Annotated in this window: 17 protein-coding genes and 1 tRNA gene; 6 read left to right on the forward strand and 12 right to left on the reverse strand. The window is 67.3% G+C overall.

Annotated elements, in window-relative coordinates; translation table 11 throughout:
* Position 1: 1 nt before the first annotated feature.
* Entirely contained in the window at positions 2–1,228 is a 1,227-nt protein-coding gene (gene argJ, locus GGR47_RS13770) for a bifunctional glutamate N-acetyltransferase/amino-acid acetyltransferase ArgJ (RefSeq protein WP_183949563.1), read from the reverse strand.
* 40 nt (positions 1,229–1,268) lie between these two features.
* Between argJ and GGR47_RS13775 the strand changes: the two genes are divergently transcribed.
* The 3 genes from GGR47_RS13775 (at position 1,269) to secA (ending at position 5,225) form a co-directional block, all read left to right on the forward strand.
* On the forward strand, positions 1,269–2,057 hold the full coding sequence (locus GGR47_RS13775; RefSeq protein WP_147037218.1) for an energy transducer TonB: 789 nt from the start codon (positions 1,269–1,271) through the stop codon (positions 2,055–2,057).
* A gap of 57 nt (positions 2,058–2,114) precedes the next feature.
* Entirely contained in the window at positions 2,115–2,369 is a 255-nt protein-coding gene (locus tag GGR47_RS13780) for a hypothetical protein (protein ID WP_147037217.1), read from the forward strand.
* Between the two features lie 105 nt (positions 2,370–2,474).
* Positions 2,475–5,225: a preprotein translocase subunit SecA gene (gene secA, locus GGR47_RS13785; RefSeq protein ID WP_147037216.1), complete on the forward strand. Its 2,751-nt coding sequence runs from the start codon at positions 2,475–2,477 to the stop codon at positions 5,223–5,225.
* 214 nt (positions 5,226–5,439) lie between these two features.
* On the opposite strand, the gene GGR47_RS13790 is transcribed toward secA, so the two are convergent.
* The 5 genes from GGR47_RS13790 to moaA all read right to left on the reverse strand — a co-directional run bounded on the left by GGR47_RS13790 (position 5,440) and on the right by moaA (position 9,051).
* Positions 5,440–6,030 (reverse strand): CC0125/CC1285 family lipoprotein, encoded by a 591-nt coding sequence (locus GGR47_RS13790; protein ID WP_017978685.1) that lies wholly within the window; start codon positions 6,028–6,030, stop codon positions 5,440–5,442.
* A 111-nt stretch (positions 6,031–6,141) separates the two neighbouring features.
* Entirely contained in the window at positions 6,142–6,558 is a 417-nt protein-coding gene (locus GGR47_RS13795) for a secondary thiamine-phosphate synthase enzyme YjbQ (protein WP_147037215.1), read from the reverse strand.
* 536 nt (positions 6,559–7,094) lie between these two features.
* Positions 7,095–7,169, reverse strand: a tRNA-Asn gene (locus tag GGR47_RS13800).
* Positions 7,170–7,261: 92 nt separating this feature from the next.
* Positions 7,262–8,041 carry an NAD kinase gene (locus GGR47_RS13805; RefSeq protein ID WP_147037214.1) on the reverse strand — a complete coding sequence of 260 codons (780 nt, stop codon included), beginning with the start codon at positions 8,039–8,041 and terminating at the stop codon, positions 7,262–7,264.
* Positions 8,038–9,051: a GTP 3',8-cyclase MoaA gene (moaA, locus tag GGR47_RS13810; protein WP_183949564.1), complete on the reverse strand. Its 1,014-nt coding sequence runs from the start codon at positions 9,049–9,051 to the stop codon at positions 8,038–8,040. The genes GGR47_RS13805 and moaA overlap by 4 nt, the downstream gene beginning before the upstream one ends.
* 109 nt (positions 9,052–9,160) lie before the next feature.
* On the opposite strand from moaA, the gene GGR47_RS13815 reads away from it, so the two are divergent.
* Together GGR47_RS13815 and GGR47_RS13820 are read left to right on the forward strand one after the other, a co-directional pair.
* Positions 9,161–10,819: a GGDEF domain-containing phosphodiesterase gene (locus tag GGR47_RS13815; protein ID WP_147035651.1), complete on the forward strand. Its 1,659-nt coding sequence runs from the start codon at positions 9,161–9,163 to the stop codon at positions 10,817–10,819.
* Complete coding sequence (locus GGR47_RS13820) at positions 10,813–11,220, forward strand: YybH family protein (RefSeq protein ID WP_147035652.1); 408 nt, start codon at positions 10,813–10,815, stop codon at positions 11,218–11,220. Before GGR47_RS13815 ends, GGR47_RS13820 begins: the two co-directional genes overlap by 7 nt.
* 24 nt (positions 11,221–11,244) lie before the next feature.
* Here the strand turns inward: GGR47_RS13820 and mfd are convergent, their stop codons facing one another.
* Entirely contained in the window at positions 11,245–14,715 is a 3,471-nt protein-coding gene (gene mfd / locus GGR47_RS13825) for a transcription-repair coupling factor (protein WP_147035653.1), read from the reverse strand.
* 191 nt (positions 14,716–14,906) lie between these two features.
* Entirely contained in the window at positions 14,907–15,173 is a 267-nt protein-coding gene (locus tag GGR47_RS13830; RefSeq protein WP_147035654.1) for an FAD assembly factor SdhE, read from the reverse strand.
* A 72-nt stretch (positions 15,174–15,245) separates the two neighbouring features.
* Here GGR47_RS13830 and recG point away from each other — a divergent pair, with 72 nt between their 5' ends.
* Positions 15,246–17,297: an ATP-dependent DNA helicase RecG gene (gene recG / locus GGR47_RS13835; protein ID WP_147035655.1), complete on the forward strand. Its 2,052-nt coding sequence runs from the start codon at positions 15,246–15,248 to the stop codon at positions 17,295–17,297.
* Between the two features lie 12 nt (positions 17,298–17,309).
* Here the strand turns inward: recG and GGR47_RS13840 are convergent, their stop codons facing one another.
* The 4 genes from GGR47_RS13840 to serS form a co-directional block, all read right to left on the reverse strand.
* Complete coding sequence (locus GGR47_RS13840) at positions 17,310–17,621, reverse strand: PilZ domain-containing protein (RefSeq protein ID WP_147035656.1); 312 nt, start codon at positions 17,619–17,621, stop codon at positions 17,310–17,312.
* Between the two features lie 79 nt (positions 17,622–17,700).
* The gene (gene tyrS / locus GGR47_RS13845) at positions 17,701–18,930 is read right to left on the reverse strand and encodes a tyrosine--tRNA ligase (protein WP_147035657.1); all 1,230 of its coding nucleotides are present in this window, start codon (positions 18,928–18,930) and stop codon (positions 17,701–17,703) included.
* Between the two features lie 76 nt (positions 18,931–19,006).
* A complete protein-coding gene (locus tag GGR47_RS13850) occupies positions 19,007–20,143 on the reverse strand; it encodes a M23 family metallopeptidase (protein WP_147035658.1) in 1,137 nt (378 codons plus the stop codon).
* Between the two features lie 4 nt (positions 20,144–20,147).
* The gene (gene serS / locus GGR47_RS13855; protein ID WP_147035659.1) at positions 20,148–21,428 is read right to left on the reverse strand and encodes a serine--tRNA ligase; all 1,281 of its coding nucleotides are present in this window, start codon (positions 21,426–21,428) and stop codon (positions 20,148–20,150) included.
* Positions 21,429–21,434: the final 6 nt, after the last annotated feature.

Genomic DNA, 21,434 nt, shown 5'->3' on the forward strand with positions numbered 1-21,434 from the left:
GTCAGCTCCTATAATCGGCGTTGATCGAGATGTAGCCGTGGGTCAGATCGCAGGTCCAAACCGTGGCGGTGCCATCGCCCAGGCCGATGTCGACCCCGATTTCGATATGCTGGCCTTTCAGGTGCGCGGCGACCGGCGCCTCGTCATAGCCCTCGACCGCGAGGCCTCCTTGCGCGACCTGCGTGTCGCCGAAGCGGATTGACAGACGGTCGCGTTCGGCGGGTTCGCCCGCCTTGCCCACCGCCATCACGACGCGGCCCCAATTGGCGTCCTCACCCGCGATTGCGGTCTTCACCAGCGGCGAATTGGCGATCGACATGGCGATGCGGTGCGCGGAACGGTCGCTCTCCGCGCCCTCGACCGCGATCTCGATCAGCTTGGTCGCGCCCTCGCCGTCGCGGACGACCAGCATCGCGAGCTGGTGGCAGAGCTCGGCAAGCGCCGCGGCGAAGGCATCGGCGCCCGCGCTGTCGCTGCTCTCGATCGGCGCATTGCCTGCGGCGCCCGTGGCGAAGGCGAGGACCGTGTCGCTGGTCGACGTATCGCCATCCACCGTGATGCACGAGAAGGTCTTGCCATTCGCCGCTGCCAACGCGCCTTGCAGAAAGCCGGGCGCGACCGCCGCATCGGTGAAGATGAAGCCGAGCATCGTCGCCATGTCCGGTGCGATCATGCCCGATCCCTTGATGATGCCGACCAGCGTGACGGTCCGGCCATCGACGATGGCGGTCGTCATCGCGCCTTTCGGATAGGTGTCGGTGGTGCCAATCGTCTCCGCGACCGCGAGCCAATCGCACGGGGTCGCGGCGAAGGCGGCGTCGAGGCCGGCTTCCGCCTTGTCGATCGGCAGCGGTACGCCGATGACCCCGGTCGAGGCGACGAACACGTCGGACGGCTGGCAACCGACGTGCTGCGCGGTGCGCGCCGCGATCGCCTCCACCGCCGCGCGGCCGCGATTGCCGGTGAACGCGTTGGAGTTGCCGGCATTGACGACCAGCGCACGCGCCCGACCCAAAGTGAGCGCCTGCCGACACCATTCGACTTCGGGCGAGGGACATTTGCTTTGCGTCAGCACGCCCGCCACGCTCGTGCCCTCGGTCAGCGTCACGAAGGTGAGATCGCAGCGATCCCACGTCTTGTACTGCGCGCGGGCGACATGCGGGGTGACACCGGCAATGGCGGGCAGGGCGGGGAAGGGCGTGGCGAGGGGGGAGATGGACGTGGACATGGCCGTGCCATAGGCTGCTTCCAAGACAGGGCAAAGACGCATGAGCGACGAAGACGCGCAACCGACGCGGGTGACGGTTCTGAAGGGCGATGTGCGGCCCCCGCCGCGCGAGGGCGGCTCCAAATTGACGGGCGAGCGCCGCGATCTGATGATCGGCGTGCTGGTGCTGGTAGTGCTGGTGTTGCTCGCGTTGATGGTCGTCGGCGGCGAACTGGTAAGGCGCGCCTTCGATCAGGCAAGCCCGCCCCGGGTGTGGACAGGGCCGTCGACTGTGCATGACGGGACAGCGAGCCGGGGCAGCATGAATCCGGCGGATTGGATCACCAACGACGATTATCCGCCCGAGGCCCTTCGGCACAACGAGCAGGGGACTGTTACCATCCGCTGGTCGATTACATCTGCCGGCCGGGTGCGCGATTGCGAAGTCCTGGAAAGCAGTGGGCATGCGAGCCTGGACGCCGCTGCCTGTCGCGCGATTACCCGGAACGGCCGCTATCCGCAGATTGCGGCCGATGCGCCGGTACGACAGTCAACGCGCCGGGTCGTATGGAAAATTCCCGAAGATGGGCCGGCCGCGGGTGAGGCAGCTCGACCGATCGATATCGCCACCGCACGAAACCAAGACTCCTCAATCGAGATCGCCATTACCGTCGGATATGATGGCAGGGTCGAATCGTGCCGCGTCGTCGGAGCGCCGCCGCCATCCGGAGGCGATCCGTGCGCTGCGACGCCGCGCGGCACATGGATGGGACCGGGGTTCGTCCGTGACGGCAAGCCGGTCAAGGCGGTGCTTCATCGCCGGTGGTCGTCGACGACGACATTCGAATAGATGCGACGGACGGATGCGGATGGACGACGGACCGCATCTGCAATAGGGACTGCCCCCGTGAACCTGCTGCTGCTCCTTTCCGCGCTGCTGTCCGCCCTGACCGGCGGTGCCTCTGCGGTGCGTGCGCCGGTGGCGGCGCATGCCGCAGCGGGGATCGTGGCGAGCGTGCAGGCCGAGGTGCGGGCCGCCCGCGCGGCCAGCCGGCCGCAACAGCGGGTCCCGCGGCTGGCCGCGCTGGCCGATCTGGGCACCACGACCGTGCTCGCGCTGCCTGCGGTCGAGCCTCTTTTTGCGAGCCGCCGGCGCGAATAGCGCGCGCGTGCGTTGCTTCGGCCACGGCCGACCCCATCTTTTCATGCACTCGACGCTGCGCGCCCTTCGTCCGTGCGCGCGCGCACAATCATCAGGAATCAGCCTATGTTCGGCGGCCTTGCCAAGTCCATTTTCGGGTCATCCAACGATCGTTACGTGAAGTCGCTGGGTAGCATCGTCCACAAAATCGCTGCGTTCGAACCGCAGCTCCAGGCGCTGTCCGACGAGGAACTGTCGGGCCAGACCGCCAAGTTCCGCGAGCAACTGGCGAACGGCACCAAGCTCGACGATCTGTTGCCCGAAGCCTTCGCCACGGTGCGCGAGGCGGCGGTGCGCGTGCTCGGCATGCGCCACTTCGACGTGCAGATGATCGGCGGCATCGTGCTTCATCGCGGCGAGATCGCCGAGATGCGCACGGGTGAGGGCAAGACGCTGGTCGCGACGCTGGCCACTTATCTCAACGCGCTGCCGGGCGATGGCGTCCACGTCATCACCGTCAACGACTATCTCGCCGCGCGCGACGCGGAGTGGATGGGGCAGGTGTATCGTTTCCTCGGCCTGACGGTCGGCGTCATCATCCCGAACCTGACCGACGAGCAGCGCCGCGCCGCCTATAACAGCGACATCACCTACGGCACGAACAACGAGTTCGGCTTCGACTATCTGCGCGACAACATGAAGTATGAGCGCAGCAGCATGGTGCAGCGCGCCTTCGCCATGGCGATCGTCGACGAGGTCGATTCGGTGCTGATCGACGAAGCGCGCACGCCGCTGATCATCTCGGGGCCGACCGACGACAAGTCGGAGCTGTACATGAGCGTCGACGCGATCGTGAAGCAGCTGACCCCCGACGATTACGAGAAGGATGAGAAGCAGAAGACGATCATCCTGACCGAAGACGGCACCGAGCGCGCCGAGCGTCTGCTGGAGGCAGCCGGCCTGTTGCAGGGCGCGAACCTGTACGATTTTGAGAACACGCAGGTCGTCCACCACCTGAACCAGTCGCTGCGCGCCAACATGATGTTCAAGGCGGATACCGATTACATCGTCAAGGACGGCAAGGTCGTCATTATCGACGAATTCACCGGCCGCATGATGGACGGGCGCCGCTGGTCCGACGGCCTGCACCAGGCGGTCGAGGCGAAGGAGGGCGTCACGATCGAGCCCGAGAACCAGACGATGGCCTCGATCACCTTCCAGAACTATTTCCGCATGTACCCGAAGCTTGCCGGCATGACCGGCACCGCGGCGACCGAGGCGGCCGAGTTCTACGATATCTACAAGATGAACGTCGTGACGATTCCCACCAACGTGCCGGTGCAGCGGATCGACGAGGAAGACGAATTCTACAAGGATACCAACGACAAGTTCCGCGCGATCGCCAAGAAGATCCGCGAACATGCCGCGCTGGGCCAGCCGGTGCTGGTCGGCACGGTGTCGATCGAAAAGTCCGAACTGCTCAGCGAATTCCTGGTCCAGGAGGGCGTCGAGCATAAGGTGCTGAACGCGCGCTACCACGAGATGGAGGCGCATATCGTGGCGCAGGCGGGCCGCAAGGCCGCCGTCACGATCGCGACGAACATGGCGGGCCGCGGCACCGACATCAAACTCGGCGGCAACCTCGAATTCCGCATGCTCGACGAGCATCCGGATCTGGCCGAGGGCACGCCCGAATATGAAGCCGAGGCGACGCGCATTCGCGCCGAGATCGAGGTCGAGAAGCAGGAAGTGCTCGCCGCAGGCGGCCTGTTCGTGCTCGGCACCGAACGCCACGAATCGCGCCGCATCGACAACCAGCTGCGCGGCCGTTCGGGTCGTCAGGGCGATCCCGGCCTGTCGCGTTTCTATCTCAGCCTTGATGACGACCTGCTGCGCATCTTCGGGCCGGACACACTGTTCGCGCGCATGATGCGCTCGAACATCGAGGACGGCGAAGCGATCGGCAGCAAGTGGCTGTCGAAGGCGATCGAGACCGCGCAGAAGAAGGTCGAGGCGCGCAACTACGACATCCGCAAGCAGGTCGTCGAATATGACGACGTGATGAACGACCAGCGCAAGGTCATCTACGAACAGCGCGCCGACATCATGGATGCCGACGCGGTGGGTGATGTCGTTACCGATATGCGTGCCGAGACGGTCAACGTGATCGTCGGCGGTGCGTGCCCGCCCAACAGCTATCCCGAGCAATGGGATATCGAAGGCATGAAGGCGGGTCTGGTCGACGTGCTCAACCTCGACCTGCCGATCGACGACTGGCTGAAGGAAGAGGCGATCGACCCCGAGATCGTCGAAGAGCGCGTGCAGGAAGCGGCCGACGCCGCCATCGCCGCCAAGTCGGCGGAGCTGGAGCCGGAGACGTGGACGCAGGTCGAAAAGTCGATCCTGCTCCAGAATCTGGACCATCACTGGAAGGAGCATCTGGCGACGCTCGACGCGCTGCGTCAGGTCGTCCACCTGCGCGCCTATGCGCAGAAGACGCCGATCAACGAGTATAAGCAGGAGGCCTTCAGCCTGTTCCAGCGGATGCTCGACGCGATCCGCGAGGACGTGACGAAGACGATCGCGCACGCGCAATTCCAGCTGCAGCCGCTGCCGACCGACCTGCCCGAACTGCCGGACTTCATCACCACGCACTTCGACCCGTTCACGGGCGAGGACGATTCGAACGACATCGATGCTGGCACGATGGGGCGCATCACCGCGCAGATCCCGCCGATGCAGATGATGCAGCCGGATGTGCCAACCGAGCTGGGCGACAATCCGGAGCTGTGGGACGGCCGCGTGAACCGCAACGCGCCGTGCCCGTGCGGTTCGGGACGCAAGTACAAGCACTGCCACGGTGCGGTGACGGTGTAAGGGGCGCCTTCCCACACATCCTCCGTCATTCCGGGCTTGGTTCGGGGTCCACTCCGCGGCGAGGGGAGGTCTATGCGCCTCCAGCGCTGCCCCGGCGGCCCAGTGGACCCCGGACGGAGTCCGGGGTGACGGTGGATTTCCGCAACCGCTAAACACAAAAAAGGCCGGGCCACACTGCGGTGACCCGGCCTTTTTCGTTACATCTGAAGCAGTCTTACTTCGGCAGCACCACGCTCGGGCCGATGCTGTTGACCACCGCGCGGGCGTCGAAGGCGCGCAGGTTGTCGCGCGGGATCGGGCCCTTGCGCATCACGATCTCGGCACTCGCTTCGTAGCGATCGATCGTGCGAATATCAAAATCGTTACCCCAGGGGCCGAAGCCGCCGCCGAACCACGGATCCCAGGTGCGCCAGCCAAACCCGCGACCATAATAGCGCCACGACGGACCCCAATAACCGCCGAAGCCACCATAGCCCCAGCCGCCACCGATGCCCGGCGTCGTGTAGGTGCGCGACTGCAGATCGGTGTCGCGGTTGGCCATGACAAAATAGTCATAGCCGTTCTGCAGCGTCAGCTCCGCGGCACGGAACAGCAGATAGCGTTCGACCGTGTCGCGCGAGGTCACGCTATTGCCGGCAAAGTTGACCAGGAAGCGACCCGGCTCGATCTGACGATCGCTATAGCCGGTGCGGTTGAAACCCTGCCCGGTAGCGGGACGATAGGTGGTTTCGGTCGCGCAACCCGCGACCATCAACGTGGAGGCGGCGAGCGCCGCGACCATAGCCTTGCGGCCAAGATGCATCATGACACCAATACTCCATTCGCGCGCGGGTGCGGCGAACCCCCGCGCGTATATCCACTTCCGTCCGAACGAGCGATGAACGACTTGGCTCCGTCCGGCAACGTTTCGTCGCGATCACGCGCCGATGACATGCAAAGCGATGCTGCGGCGATGCGGCGCAATCCGGTGTTCGAACAGATAGATACCCTGCCATGTCCCTAGCATCGGTTCGCCGTCTGCGACCGGTATCGACAGCTGAACGCCGGTCAGCGTCGCTTTCAGATGTGCGGGCATATCATCCGGCCCTTCGTCGTCATGTTCGTACGCGGCGCTTTCGGGGGCGAGTCGGTCGAAATAGGCCTCCATGTCGCGGCGGACGGCCGGTGCGGCATTCTCCTGGATGACGAGCGAGGCCGAGGTATGCCGGCAAAAGAGCGTGAGCAGGCCTTCGCCGATCCCCTGCGCCGCCAGCCACTCGCGGACGGGCGCGGTGATGTCGACCAATCCTTTGCAGCGCGTCTGGATCGTCAGCGTGCCGACCGACTGATGCATGTTGGCTCCTCTTCGCGGTTCAGATCCGTTGCCAACGCGCTGTCGCCGCGTTTGGACCCTGACCGCGCCAAAGGATAAAGACGATGCCCGCGCGAAATCCGTTGCATCGCGGCGTTCAGTGCCGCGCATGCCGTCCTCACGCTCGACGATCGCGGAAACCTAGGCAAGCGGTGCCTGTCTAATCGCCTCCTATGCGCACGATAGCCACCAAGGGGGCGCCACGCACTGGACGTTTGCAATGGAGCGGGGTCGACCGGCGCGGGACGGCGCACGCGCGGCGTCGCGCCCGGATCCTATCCGTCGGAAAATTATTCGCTGTCGACGGGCTTCTTGGCGGTGACGGCCATCAGTACGGGGACGGTCAACAGGGCGGCAGCCATGGCGCCGATCGCCACTTCCAGAAAGATCATAGCAAAGCCTCTCCAGCGGAAGCGTTGATCGCTTCTCGCATCGGGGCATGATGCGGACGAGTCGATGCCGGCGCAAGCGATTTCGCTGCCCGGCTGCGTACAAGACGCTGACGATGTGGGTGAAAATGGCTCCCTGAGTAGGATTCGAACCTACGGCCGCTCGATTAACAGTCGAGAGCTCTACCGCTGAGCTATCAGGGAACGCTGCGTCGTGGAGGGCGTCTATACCCACGAATTTTTGCGGCGCAACCCGTTAAAGCGAGTTTTCCACAGCTTCGTGCGGCATAAGCAACTCAGGCGATGAATTGCTCCATCGTGATGCGGTCGTCGAGCGCATGTTCGGGGTCGAACAACAGGGTCAGCTCGCGCGCGCGGTCGATTGCGACGCTGACTTCGGCGACGTCGCGGAATTCGCGCTGGTCGGCGACGGCGGATACCGGGCGTTTGGCGGCATCGAGCACGCGCAGCGAGATGCGCGCCTTGTCGGGCAGGATCGCACCGCGCCAGCGCCGCGGGCGGAACGGGCTGATCGGCGTCAGCGCCAACATGTTCGACCCCAGCGGCAGGATGGGACCCTGCGCGGACAGGTTGTAGGCGGTCGACCCCGCCGGCGTGGCGACGAGGATGCCGTCGCACGCCAGTTCCGGCATGACGACGCGTTCGTTGACGGTCACCTCAAGCTTCGCGGTCTGGCGGGTTTCGCGCAACAGCGAGACTTCGTTGATCGCGGGCGCCTGATGCACGCGGCCGTCGATGCCGGTGACGGTGGCGGCGAGCGGCGACACCTTGAACGGCTTGGCGCGTGCCAGCCGCTCGTCGATGCCGTGGCGGCGCCACTCGTTCATCATGAAGCCCACCGTGCCGAGGTTCATCCCGAAGACGGGGACGGGCGGCCGCCGCCGGTCGAGCAGGCCGTGCAGCGTCTGGAGCATGAAGCCATCGCCGCCCAGCGCGATGATGACGTCGGCCTCGGCCGGGTTGACCCAGTCGGCGGCGTCCGCCAGCTCGGCGGCAGCGGCGCGGGCAGGGGCCGTGGGCGAGGCGACCAGCGCCCGCCGCTGATAATCGGTCATCCCCCGGTCACGCTCATATGGCGCGCCACCGCAGGCGCCGCGCCCGCCGCGATGCGGAAATCGTGGCGGGCAGGCTTGCGCAGCAAGCCGCGATCGATCGCGGCATCCAGCCCGTCGATACCGCCGTCGCGCAGCGCCGCCTTGAGGTCGACCTGATCGTCATGCCCCAGGCACATATAGAGTTTGCCCTCGGTCGTCAGCCGTACGCGGTTACAACCGTCGCAAAAATTGGCGGTGAGCGGGGAGATGAGGCCGAGGCGGGTCGCGGTGCCCTCGACCTGCCAATAGCGCGCCGGGCCGCCGGTGCGATGCGTGGCGCGATACAAGGGGAAGCGCGCCGACAGCGCATCGAACACGCGGGTCAACGGCACGAAGCGGTCGGTGCGATCCTCATCCACCGCGCCAAGCGGCATCGTTTCGATCAGCGACAGGTCGTGGCCTTCGTCGATGCACCATTGCAGCATCGCCGGAATTTCGGCTTCATTGAGGCCCGCAAGCGCGACGGCGTTGATCTTCACCGCCAGCCCGGCGCGCTTTGCGGCGGCGATGCCGTCCAGCACCTGCGTCAGGTCGCCGTGACGCGTGATGTAGCGGAAGCGATCGGGGTCGAGGCTGTCGAGACTGACGTTGATGCGCCGGATCCCGGCATCGACCAGCGCATTGGCGTGCTGCGCGAGCCGCGTACCGTTGGTCGTCATCGTCAGTTCGTCGAGTCCTGCCCCCACGTGCCGGCCCAGCCGCTGGACCAGATCGGCGACGTCGCGGCGCACCAGCGGCTCGCCGCCCGACAGGCGGATTTTCGTCACCCCGCGCGCGATAAAGCGTTCGGCGATGATCGCGATTTCGTCGAGGGTCAGCAGCTTGGCCCGGGGCAGAAAGGTCATTTGCTCCGCCATGCAGTAGCGGCAGCGCAGGTCGCACCGATCGGTGACGGAGATGCGCAGGTAGCGGATCGTCCGTCCCTGCGGATCGACCAGCGGGTCGGCGGAGGGGGCAAGGGCGCTGGTCATGACATGGGGCTAGGCCGACAACCATCCGCCGACAAGTCCGTTCCGTTAAGCCCGCTTCACCGTGACACAGCATTGTCGGTTAACCCCCGCGCGCTTAGGCAGGAAGGGAATGGGGACCGTTACCGACAGCACACGATTGTTCATCGTCGCGCAGGACGACGATGCGGCAGCGCTCGCGGCGCTGGCGCAGGACGACGGCTGGGCGCCGGTCGTCGATACCGGCGGGCGCGAACTGGTCGCCCGGGCGCTGGCGAGCGGCGCGGCGGTGATCCTGGTCGATGGGCGGAAGGCGCCGGCAGCCGGTCTGGCGGCGGTCCGCGCGCTGGGCGGCCTGATCGCCGCGACCGGCGCGGCGCTGCTGGTGCTGACCGACGACGGCGATACGCTCGACCAGCTCTACGCCGCGGGCGCGACGCATTTCCTGCGCGAGACGGGCGATCCGGCCGACATCCAGCTCGCCTTGCGCTTTGCGGCGCGGCACGCGACCCGCCATCAGGGCGAGCGACGCGGCCCGGCGTTCGGGCTGCGCGCCGATCCGGAAGACGTCAGCGAACCGATTTCCGCCTGGCTCGAAGCCGGGCGGCATGTGGGCATCGTCAGGATCGCGCTCTCGCGGCTCGATATCCTGAATGCCGCACGGGGGCGGGCGGTGGGCGATGCGCTGATCGCCGAGGCGCATCGGCAGGTTCGCACGATGGCCGCGGAGCTGCTGGGCGACGATGCGGTGGTCGGCGCGCCGCGCGGCGGCGATATCGTCGTCGCGGCGGTGGCGGAGCAGGGCGCGCTGGTCGGCCTGGCGCGTGCGCTGGATGGTGCCCTGTCGCGACCCATTGCGGTCGGGGGGCGACAGGCGGTGCTGGGCAGTCGCTGGAGCCTGGCGGAGAGCGCGCCGGGCGACGATGCCGCCAGCCTGCTCCACCGCGCGGCGGAGGCGTTGGTGTCGGCGAAGGCCAGCGACGGGCCGACGATCCGCGTCGCGGGACCCGAGCACACCGCGCCGATCGATTCGCTCGCCATCGACCTGCACTTCGCGATCGAGCGCGACGAGATCGACATTCTGTTCCAGCCGCAGGCGCGAATCGATTCGCGGCGGATCACCGGGGTCGAGGCACTGGCACGCTGGCGGCATGGGCGGCTGGGGCCACTGGGCGCCGACGTGCTGTTTGCCGCGGCGGAGCGTGCCGATCTCGGCCTCGTCCTGTCCGATCATATCCAGGGGCTGGTGCTGGCGCGAATCGCCGCGTGGCCGGAGACGCTGTCGCATGTGCGTGTCGCGCTCAACATCACCGCCGGCGACCTCGGCCGGCCCGGTTTCGCCTATTCCTTCCTGCGGCGCGTCGGTGCCAGCGGCGTGGCGTGCGACCGGCTGACGGTCGAGGTGACGGAGAGTGGCGCGATCCACAATCTTGATCGCGCGGCGGCGATCCTCACCGACCTGCGCGCGGCGGGGCTGCGCGTGGCGCTCGATGATTTCGGTACGGGCTATTCCAGCCTCGCCTATCTCACCACGCTGCCGCTCGATTACCTCAAGCTCGACAAGGCGCTGGCGCTGGGGATCGAGCGGACGCGGCGCCACCGCGGCGTGGTGCGCGCGGTGATGACGCTGGCGCGCTCGCTGGGCCTCGCCGTCGTGGCGGAGGGGATCGAAACCGATACCCAGCGGCAGCTGCTGGCGGCGGAGGGCTGCGCCTTTTACCAGGGCTTCCTGCTGGCGCCCGCACTGGATGACGCAGCACTGGCAGCGATGGTGGGAGACGGGACATGCTGACGATCGTGGCGGCGCTGGCATTGCCGGCCCCGGTGCAGGATGCGCAGGCGGCGATCGAGGCGGCGCTGGCGGACAGCGCGGCAGGCTGGAGCGCCGGTGACATGGCCCGCTTCCTCGCGATCTACGCCGACGATGCCGTGTTCGTGACGAAGAACGGCCTCGTCCGCGGCAAGGCGGCGATCGCAGCGCGCTATGACAAAAGCTATGGCGCCGACGCGAGCAAGCGCGGTGCGCTGTCGTTTCGGATCCTCGGGGCGCGGGCGGTGGATACGACGTACCGCATGCTCTGGGCGGAATGGCAGCTGGCCTATCCCGATGGCCGTAGCGACAAGGGCGTGACGTCGCTGCTGTTCGAAAAGCAGGCCCGCGGCTGGAAGGTCATCGCCGATCACAGCAGCTGAGCCCGAAACCCGGGAAAATCGCCGTTACCCCGCCGCTTTCGCCAGCCCCTTCGACAGCTGCAACGCCCCATGCAGGCGCGACTTGGCGTCCGGCCACGCCCGCTGCAGCACCAGCTTGCTGTCGGGGCGCAGCTTGGCAACGCCGTTGAGCCGCTCGACATAGGCGAGCAGCCCGGCGACGTTCGGCGGCGTATCGTCGTGGAAGCCGACCAGCACGCCGCGCGGCCCCACGTCCATCTTGGCGATGCAGGCCTTGCGCGCATTCAGCTTGATCTCGATCACCTTGATGAGATTTTCGGTCGCATCGGGCAGCGGACCGAAGCGGTCGATCATCTCGGCGGCGAAGGCTTCGATCTCGCGATTGTCTTCCAGCTCGTTGAGGCGGCGGTACAGGCCCATCCGCAGGTCGAGGTCGGGCACGTAATCGTCGGGGATCAGGATCGGCGCGTCGACCGTGATCTGCGGCGAGAAGTCGCGCGGACGATCGCTCTTCAGCCCGCCGGCCTTGGCGTCCATGATCGCCTCTTCCAACATCGATTGGTAGAGTTCGTAGCCAACCTCCTTGATATGCCCCGATTGTTCGTCGCCGAGCAGATTGCCGGCGCCGCGAATGTCGAGGTCGTGGCTGGCGAGCTGGAACCCTGCGCCCAGGCTGTCGAGGTCGGACAGGACCTTCAGCCGCTTCTCCGCCGTATCGGTCATCATCCGTTCGGGCGGCGTTACCAGATAGGCATAGGCGCGCGTCTTCGACCGACCGACGCGGCCGCGTAGCTGGTAGAGCTGGGCGAGGCCGAAGCGGTCGGCGCGATTGACGATCATCGTGTTGGCCGAGGCGATGTCGATGCCGCTTTCGATGATCGTGGTCGAGACGAGCACCTCGAACTTCTTGTCGTAGAAGGCGCTCATCCGCTCCTCGACCTCGGTCGCACTCATCTGGCCATGCGCGATGACGTAGCGGACCTCGGGCACCTCGTTGCGGAGATACTCCTCCAGGTCAGGCAGGTCGGCGACGCGCGGCGTGACGATGAAGCTCTGCCCGCCGCGATAATGTTCGCGGAGCAACGCCTCGCGCAGCACGACCGGGTCCCAGGGGATGACGTATGTGCGCACCGCGAGGCGATCGACCGGCGGCGTCTGGATCACCGACAGTTCGCGTATGCCGCTCATCGCCATCTGCAACGTGCGCGGGATCGGCGTCGCGGTGAGGGTGAGCATATGCACGTCCGCCCGTAGCGCCTTCAGCCGCTCCTTGTGGGTAACGCCGAACCGCTGTTCCTCGTCGACGATCACGAGGCCCAGGCGCTTGAAATCGATCGCCTTTGCCAGCAGCGCATGCGTGCCGATGACGACGTCGATGCTGCCGTCCGCCAGCCCCTCCTTGACCCGTTTCGCTTCCGCCGCGGGAACGAGGCGCGACAGGCGACCGATGTTCATCGGAAAGCCTTCGAACCTAGCGCTGAAGTTGTTGAAATGCTGCCGCGCGAGCAACGTCGTTGGGCAGACGACCGCGACCTGCTTGCCCGCCATCGCCGCCACGAAGGCGGCGCGGAGCGCGATCTCGGTCTTGCCGAAGCCGACGTCGCCGACGATCAGCCGGTCCATCGGACGGCCGGCGCCGAGGTCGCCCAGCACGTCTTCGATCGCGCGATCCTGGTCGTCCGTTTCGGCATAGGGGAAGCGATCGACGAAGCTCGGATAGCCGGCGGGATCGGGCTCCAGCACGTCACCCGGATGCAGCGCGCGTTCGGCCGCGGTCTTGATGAGCTCACCTGCGATCTCGCGGATGCGCTCCTTCATCTTCGACTTGCGCCGCTGCCACGCCTCGCCGCCCAGCCGGTCCAGGCTCGCGCCCTCTTCCGATGAGCCGTAGCGCGACAGGACCTCGAGATTCTCGACCGGCACGAACAATTTGTCGCCGCCGGCATATTCCACCGCGACGCAGTCGTGCGGCGACTGGCCGACGGGGATCGAGGTCAGCCCCAGATATTTGCCGATGCCATGATCGGCGTGGACGACGAGATCACCCGGTGTCAGCGTCGCCAGTTCGGCAAGGAAGGCATCCGCCGACTTCTTGCGCTTCGCCCGGCGGACGAGGCGGTCGCCGAGCATGTCCTGTTCGGTCAGTACCGCGATGTCGGGCGCGGTGAAGCCATGGTCGAGCGGCAGCGCGACTAGCGCGACGCCGGCACTCTTCGACGTATCGGCGATGCCCAGCGCCTCATGCCAGCTGTCCGCCGCCTTGGCGCCGTTGAGCCCGTGATCCTTCAGCAGATTGCCCAGTCGCTCGCGCGCGCCGACAGAATAGCTGGCGAGGACCGGCTTCTTGCCCCGCTTGCGCAGCGCGCCAAGGTGCTTGACGACGGCTTCGTAGACGTTCGCGCCGCCCGACCGCTCGGGCGCGAAATCCCGCGCGCCGTCGACGCCGAAGTCGAGCACGCTCGCACTCTCCGGCTCGTGGAAGGGCGTGGTCAGATGCGCGTGGCACGCCTCCAGTCCTGCCGCCCATTCCTTGGCGTCGAGGTACAGGGTCTTGGCGGCGAGCGGCCGATAGCTGCCGGGCTGCGCGGCCTCGGCGCGCTGGCGGTTCTCGTAATAATCGGCGACCGCCTCCATCCGCCCTTCGACCGCGCCGGGCACGCCGAAATCGCGCACGATGACGTCGTCGGCGGACAGATGGTCGAACAGCGTCGCCAATTTGTCCTCGAACAGCGGCAGCCAATGCTCCATGCCGGCAAGGCGGCGCCCATCGCTGATCGCCTGATACAGCGGATCGCCGGTCGCGGTCGCGCCGAACTTGTCGCGATAGCGCGTGCGGAAGCGCTTGATCGATTCCTCGTCGAGCAACGCTTCGGACGCGGGCAGCAGCGTGAAGCCGTCGATCCGGCCGGTGGTGCGCTGATCCTCGGGGCTGAAGGTGCGTACCGTCTCGATCTCGTCGCCGAAGAAGTCGAGGCGCAGCGCCTGCTCTTCCCCGCTTGGATACAGGTCGACGATGCCGCCGCGCACGGCATATTCGCCCTGGTCGTGGACGGTTTCGGTACGGACATAGCCGTTCGCCTGGAGCAGCTTGGCGAGATCGTCGCGATCAATCCGTGCGCCCGGCTCCAGCGTCGCCACCAGCTGGCGGATGCGGAACGGCGTCAGCACGCGCTGCGTCGCCGCATTGGCGGTCGTCAGGACGAGCTGCGGACCCTTGGCGGGGCGCTGCAACCGGTAGAGCGCCGCGATCCGTTCGGCCATGATGCGCAGCGTCGGCGAGGCGCGGTCATAGGGCAGGCAGTCCCAGGCCGGGAAGACGATCACTTCAAGCTCGGGCGCGAAGAACGGCGCCGTCGCCGCGACGGCGCGCATCGCGGCATCGTCCGGCGCGACGAACACCGCGCGCCCCTTCGCGGCGCGGGCGAGGTCGGCGAGCAGCGACGGCTGGAACCCGGCGGGTACGCCCGACAGCGTCAGCGGCGTCTTGGCGGTCAGGATCGTCTTGAGGTCGGGCATCATGGTCCTTGAAGAAGGCAGGCGACTTACGGGCGAACGGCTGCCCCAAATCTAACGTCACCCCGGACTTGTTCCGGGGTCCACCGGGCCGAACGGGAAAGGCAAGAGGCTCAGGCTATTCCCCTCGCCGCGGAGTGGGCACCGGAACGAATCCGGGGTGACGAAGGGTGTCGGGCGAGCTCAGCCCGCTCTCACTCCGCCACCGGCACGTAGCTCAGCGAGCGCATCTGCGTCATCATGTCGCCCTCCCATTCCGGCGGGCAGGGCATCGATCCGATCGCCCAGGCCATGATATCGACGTCCTGCTCCTCCAGCAGCGCCTCGAACCAGTCGAGCTGTTCGGGCGTCCACCCTGCGCCATGCGCATCGAAGAAGCCGCCGATCATCAGGTCCGCCTCTTTCGTGCCGCGATGCCAGGCGCGGAATTTCAGGCGCTTCAACCGGGTGGCGTGATCCATAGGTCATCCAATACGAATAGCCCGGCGGATGCTGACGGCATCGGTCGGGTAGGCTAGAGGGGTCATGTAGTCATGCGTCCCGCCATCCTCAATCCGCTGTTCGCCGAGGTCACCGCGCTGAAAGGCGTGGGGCCTGCGCTCGCCAAGCCGCTCGACCGGCTGGGGCTGGAGCGCGTGGTCGACGTCGCCTTTCACCTGCCGAGCGGCTGGATCGATCGCCTGCCCCGCGAAGAGCTGGACGTCGCCGACGCCGGTCGCATCATTGCGATCACGCTGACGCCGCGCGACTATCGCACCAGCACCGGTCGCGGCCCGACGCGCGTGCAGGCGACCGATGCGAAGGGCAATTACGTCTCCCTCGTCTATTTCGGCGGCTCGTCGGGCTGGGTGAAGAAGCTGCTGCCGCTGAACGAGCCGCGCCGCGTGTCGGGCAAGCTCGAAAGCTATGGCGAGACGCTCCAGATCATCCATCCCGATCTGGGCGAGCCCGACGAACCGTTCCGCGAACGCGAGGCGATCTATCCGCTGTCGGAAGGCATGACATCCCGCCGACTTGCCGGGTTCGCCGCGCAGGCGATCGAGCGGGCGCCCGATCTACCCGAATGGATCGACCCCAGCCTGAAGGCGAAGCGCGGCTGGCCCGACTGGCGCGACGCGCTTGCCCGCATCCATGCCGACCCGGCCGACAAGATGGCGCGCGAACGCCTGGCCTATGACGAGATCTTCGCCAACCAGTTGGCGATGACATTGGTGCGGGCGGACACGCGCAAGCGGCGGGGCAGGGCGCTGGTCGGCGACCACCGCCTGCGTGACCAGCTGCGGCTGCCCTACAGCCCCACCGGCGCGCAATCGCGCAGCATCGCCGAGATCGAGGGGGACCTCGCGCAGACCGCGCCGATGCTACGCTTGCTGCAAGGCGACGTCGGGTCGGGCAAGACGCTGGTCGCGGCGATGAGCCTGCTGATCGCGGTCGAGGCCGGGGCTCAGGGCGCGATGCTCGCGCCGACCGAAATCCTCGCACGCCAGCATTACGAGACGCTGCGCAAATTGCTGTCGGGCGTCGACGTGAACATCGCCGTCCTGACGGGCCGCGACAAGGGCCGCGCGCGCGAGGCGACACTGATGGCGCTGGCGAGCGGCGAAATCGATATCCTCGTCGGCACGCACGCGATCTTCCAGGAAGCGGTCGGCTATCGCGACCTCGCGCTGGTGGTGGTCGACGAACAGCACCGGTTCGGCGTCGCCGAGCGGATGATGCTGCAAGCCAAGGGCAAGGCGCCGCCGCACCTGTTGGCGATGACCGCGACGCCGATTCCGCGCACGCTGACGCTGGCCCAATATGGCGAGATGGACGTCAGCCGCCTCGACGAAATGCCCCCCGGCCGCGAACCGATCGAGACGCGCGTCGTGTCCGAGGATCGGCTGGACGAGGTCGTCAACGCGATCGGGCGCCATATCTCCGACGGCGGCCAGGCCTATTGGGTCTGCCCTTTGGTCGAGGAGAGCGAGAAGAGCGACTTGGCCGCCGCCGAAATGCGCGCCGAATCGCTGCGCGCGCGCTTCGGGGACAAGATCGGCGTCGTCCATGGCCGGATGAAGCCGCCCGAAAAGGATGCGGTGATGGAGGCGTTCGCCGGCAACCGCCTGTCCGTTCTCGTCGCGACGACGGTGATCGAGGTGGGGGTCGACGTGCCCAATGCCACGCTGATCGTGATCGAACATGCCGATCGCTTCGGTCTTGCGCAGCTCCACCAGCTGCGTGGACGCGTCGGGCGTGGCGGCGGGCTGTCGCGCTGCCTGCTGCTGCGTGGCGCGTCGCTCAGCGAGACGTCGCGCGCGCGGCTTGCGCTGATGCGCGAAACGAACGACGGCTTCCGCATCGCGGAAGAGGATCTGCGCCTGCGTGGCGGCGGCGAACTGCTCGGTACGCGTCAGTCGGGCGAGGTTACGTTTCGTCTGGCGTTGCCGGAGATGCTCAGCGACCTGCTCCACTGCGCGCAGGACGATGCCCGTTTGCTGATCGATCGCGACGGCGGGCTGGAGGGACCGCGAGGACAGGCCGCGCGGATCGCCTTGTATCTGTTCGATCGCGACGCCGGTGTGGCGCTGCTGCGATCCGGGTAAAGGGCTAGCAGGTCAGCCCTGCATCGCGCCCAGGACCGCGTGATATTGGTTCGCCGGTATCGCCTTTTCGAACTGGCAGCCGATCCGGCCGCCAAGCGCCCAGCGCACGGCCGCCTGCATCTCACCGACCACGGGCAGCGTCACGCGCAGCCATTCGCCGACGCTTACCTCGGCATCGCTGCGGATCATCACGCCCTGCGGCGACAGGTTCACCGCCAGCACCGACAGCGTCCGACGATCGGTCAGCAGGGCACGGCATCGATGATGCACCTCGTCGCGCGGCTCGGCACGGCCGTCGATCGGGTGGGACAGGGCTTGCGACATGGCCGATACTCCTCACGCCCCGGACGTGGCCGTGACCATTCCGGACTGAAGCGATAGAAGAGTAACCGTTTACGCTTGCTTACTGTTCCCGCACCAGCAGGCCGTGGTTCTTCTTTCCCGCAGACAGGCGAACCGGGTCATCGCCGACCGCAATCATCAGCGCCTCGTCGCTCACCTTATCGGTGCCGATACGGGCCCCGCCGCCGGCGATCAGACGACGCGCCTCGCCCTTCGACTTGGCGAAGCCGAGCGCGATCAGCGCATTGACGACGTTGATCGATCCCCCCGCGACCGTGACGCTGGGCAGCGCCGCGCCGCTGGAGCCTTCCTCGAACGTACGGCGGGCGGTCTCAGCCGCCTCCTCGGCGGCGGCGCGACCGCGGCACATCGCCGTCGCCTCGTTGGCGAGCACCTTCTTGGCTTCGTTGATCTCCGCGCCTTCCAGCGCTTCCAGCCGGGCGATCTCGTCCAGCGGCAGATCGGTGAACAGGCGCAGGAAGCGGCCCACGTCGCGATCGTCGGTGTTGCGCCAGAATTGCCAGTAATCGAAATGCGGCAGCTGGTCCTCGTGCAGCCACACCGCGCCCGCGACGGTCTTGCCCATCTTCTCGCCCGAGGCAGTCGTCAGCAGCGGGGTGGTGACGCCGAACACCTCGGTGCCGTCCATGCGGCGGGCAAGCTCGATCCCGTTGACGATATTACCCCATTGATCGCTGCCGCCCATCTGCAGCCGCACGCCGCAGCGGCGCGACAGCTCCATGAAGTCATAGGCTTGCAGGATCATGTAGTTGAATTCGAGGAAGGACAGCGACTGTTCGCGATCCAGCCGCAGCTTCACCGAATCGAAGCTGAGCATACGGTTGACCGAGAAATGCTGGCCGACGTCGCGCAGGAACGGAATGTATTCCAGCGCATCGAGCCATTCGGCATTGTCGAGCATGATCGCGTCCGTCGGGCCGTCCCCGAACGTCAGGAAGCGTTCGAAGATCCGCTTGATCGACGCGACATTGGCCTGGATCCCGTCCTCGGCGAGCAGCTTGCGCGCCTCGTCCTTGAAGCTGGGGTCGCCGATCTTGCCGGTGCCGCCGCCCATCAGCACGACGGGCTTGTGCCCGGTCTGTTGCAGCCGGCGCAGCAGCATGATCTGCACCAGGCTGCCGACATGCAGCGACGGCGCGGTCGGATCGAAACCGATATAGCCGGGCACGACCTGCTTCGCCGCGAGCGCATCCAGCGCGGCCGCATCGGTGAGCTGGTGGAGGTAGCCGCGCGTCGCGAGCGTGTTCAGCAGATCGGACTGGTAGGTCATGGCGCGCGGTTAGCAAGCCGAACGCCGTCCGTCACCTGTCCTGCACCTATCCTGCGCAGGGCGAGGGGATCGCGCGTTACCGCCCCGATAGCTGGCTCAGCGGGTCGACGGGCGTACGCCCCTTGCGCAGCTCGAAATGCACCTCTGGGCGGTCGGCAAGGCCGGTGTCGCCCGACAGCGCAATCGTCTGTCCCCGCTTCACGCTCTGGCCCCGCTGGACGAGCAGCTTGCTGGCGTGGCCATAGACGCTGGTCCAGCCGCCGCCGTGCTTGATGATGATCAGGCCGCCCAGCGCCGCGATCCCGTCGCCGGCATAAGCGACGACGCCGTCCGCACTCGCATGGATCGCCGTGCCCACCGGGACTGCGATCTTGATACCGTCGTTGCGCTCGCCGCTGCGGCCGGGGCCGAAGCGGCGGACGACCTGACCGTCGACCGGCCAGACGAAACCGCCCTGTAGCCGCGCCGGCGCTGCGACGACTTCCGTCGGCGGCAGCACGCGCCGCGGGTTGGCGACGGGCCGCGCGGGCGCCTGACGTGGGGCGGGGGTCGGCTCGCCGCCGGTCAGGATGTCGTCGATGTCGAGGCGGAAGGCGGCGGCGCGCTCGGCGAGGCTGGGCACCTGCGTGGGATCGCCGGGGATCAGGATACGCTGGCCGGCCCGCAGGATATAGGGTTCCTCCAGCGCATTGGCGGCGACGATCCGCGACCATTCGATGCCATAGGCGCGGGCGATGGCGATGCCCGTCTCGCCCTGCCGCACCAGATGATAGCGACCGCCCGGGATGGTGAGTGTCTGCCCCGTCTGCACCGCAAAGGGCGGTTCGAGCGCGTTGGCGCGCGCGATCGCCTCTGCGCTGGCGCCGGTCCGCTCGGCGATCCGGCGCAACGTGTCGCCCGGGGCGACGGTGTAGCTCTGGGTCGCGACCACCTGCGCGTCTGGTGTCACGGGCCGCGCCTCCCATGCGGGGCGCGCGGTGGTCGGCATGGCCACCTGCCGCGAGGGAGGGGGCATCTCCTCACGCAAGGGCTGCGGGGCGTCCTGTTCGGGATAGCGCGGAGCGGGCTCGGGCGGCGGGTAAGCGGCGGCCGGGGGATAGGCGGGGCGGGGCGGGGGCGGGGCTTCGGTCGAGATGTCGTCGACGCTCGGAATACACGCCGACAGCATCAGCCCGGCCAGCGCTACCCCCGTGACGGTCCGACCCCGCGCCATCCGATCAGCCCTGCGGTTCCAGCCGGTCGAGCCCGCGGAGATAGGGTCGCAGCACCGCGGGCACGACGACCGATCCGTCCGCCTGCTGATAGTTTTCCAGCACCGCGACCAGCGTACGTCCGACCGCAAGGCCGGACCCGTTGAGCGTGTGAACGAAGCGCGGGGCCTTCTCACCTTCCGCTCGGTAGCGCGTGTTCATCCGCCGCGCCTGGAACTCGCCGGTGTTCGAACAGGACGAAATCTCGCGCCACGCCTGCTGGCCCGGCAGCCATACTTCGAGGTCGAAGGTCTTGCGCGCGCCGAAGCCCATGTCGCCCGTGCAGAGCAGGATGCGTCGATAGGGCAGGTCCAGCGCCTCCAGCACGCTTTCCGCACAGCGCGTCATGCGCTCATGCTCGGCGTCGCTGTGCTCGGGACGGCAGATGCTGACCAGCTCGACCTTCTCGAACTGGTGCTGGCGGATGAACCCGCGCGTGTCGCGTCCGGCCGCGCCCGCCTCGCTGCGGAAGCAGAGCGTATGCGCGGTGAGCCGCATCGGTTCGGCGAGCGTGTCGAGGATCTGGCCCATCACCGATGCGGTCAGGCTGACCTCGGCGGTCGGGATCAGCCAGCGGCCATCGGTGGTGCGGAACGAATCTTCGGCGAACTTGGGCAGCTTGTCCGTGCCGTACATCGCCGGGTCGTTGACCAGCACGGGCGGGTTGCACTCGACGTAGCCGTTGTCTGCGGTCTGGTGGTCGAGCATGAACTGGGCGAGCGCCCGGTGCAGCCGCGCCATTGGCCCGCGCAGGAACGTGAAGCGCGCGCCCGACAGATCGGCGCCGGTCTTGAAGTCCATGCCCAGCGCCGGACCGATGTCGGCATGTTCGCGCGGCGTGAAGTCGAACGCGCGCGGGGTTCCCCAGCGCGTCTGTTCGACATTGCCCGCCTCGTCCTCGCCGTCGGGGACGTCCGCGGCGGGCAGGTTTGGGATGGTGGCCAGCGCGCGTTCGAGCGCCAGCCCCGCTTCGGCATCGGCCGCTTCGAGACCGGGCAGCGCCTCTTTCAACGCCGCAACCTCGGCCATCAGTGCCTGCGCGCGCGCTTCCTCCTTCTGCGCCTTGGCCTGACCGATGCCCTTTGACAGCTCGTTCCGGCGGGTCTGCGCGTCCTGGGCGGCGGCGATCGCGGCGCGGCGCGCGTCGTCCAGCGCGATGAGCTCGGCGGACTGGGGGGCAGCGCCCCGGCGGGCGAGGGCGGCGTCGAAGGCGGCGGGATCGTCCCGGATGGCGCGGATATCGTGCATGGCGCG

This window comes from Sphingomonas aquatilis, assembly GCF_014196115.1.
Lineage (GTDB): Bacteria > Pseudomonadota > Alphaproteobacteria > Sphingomonadales > Sphingomonadaceae > Sphingomonas > Sphingomonas aquatilis.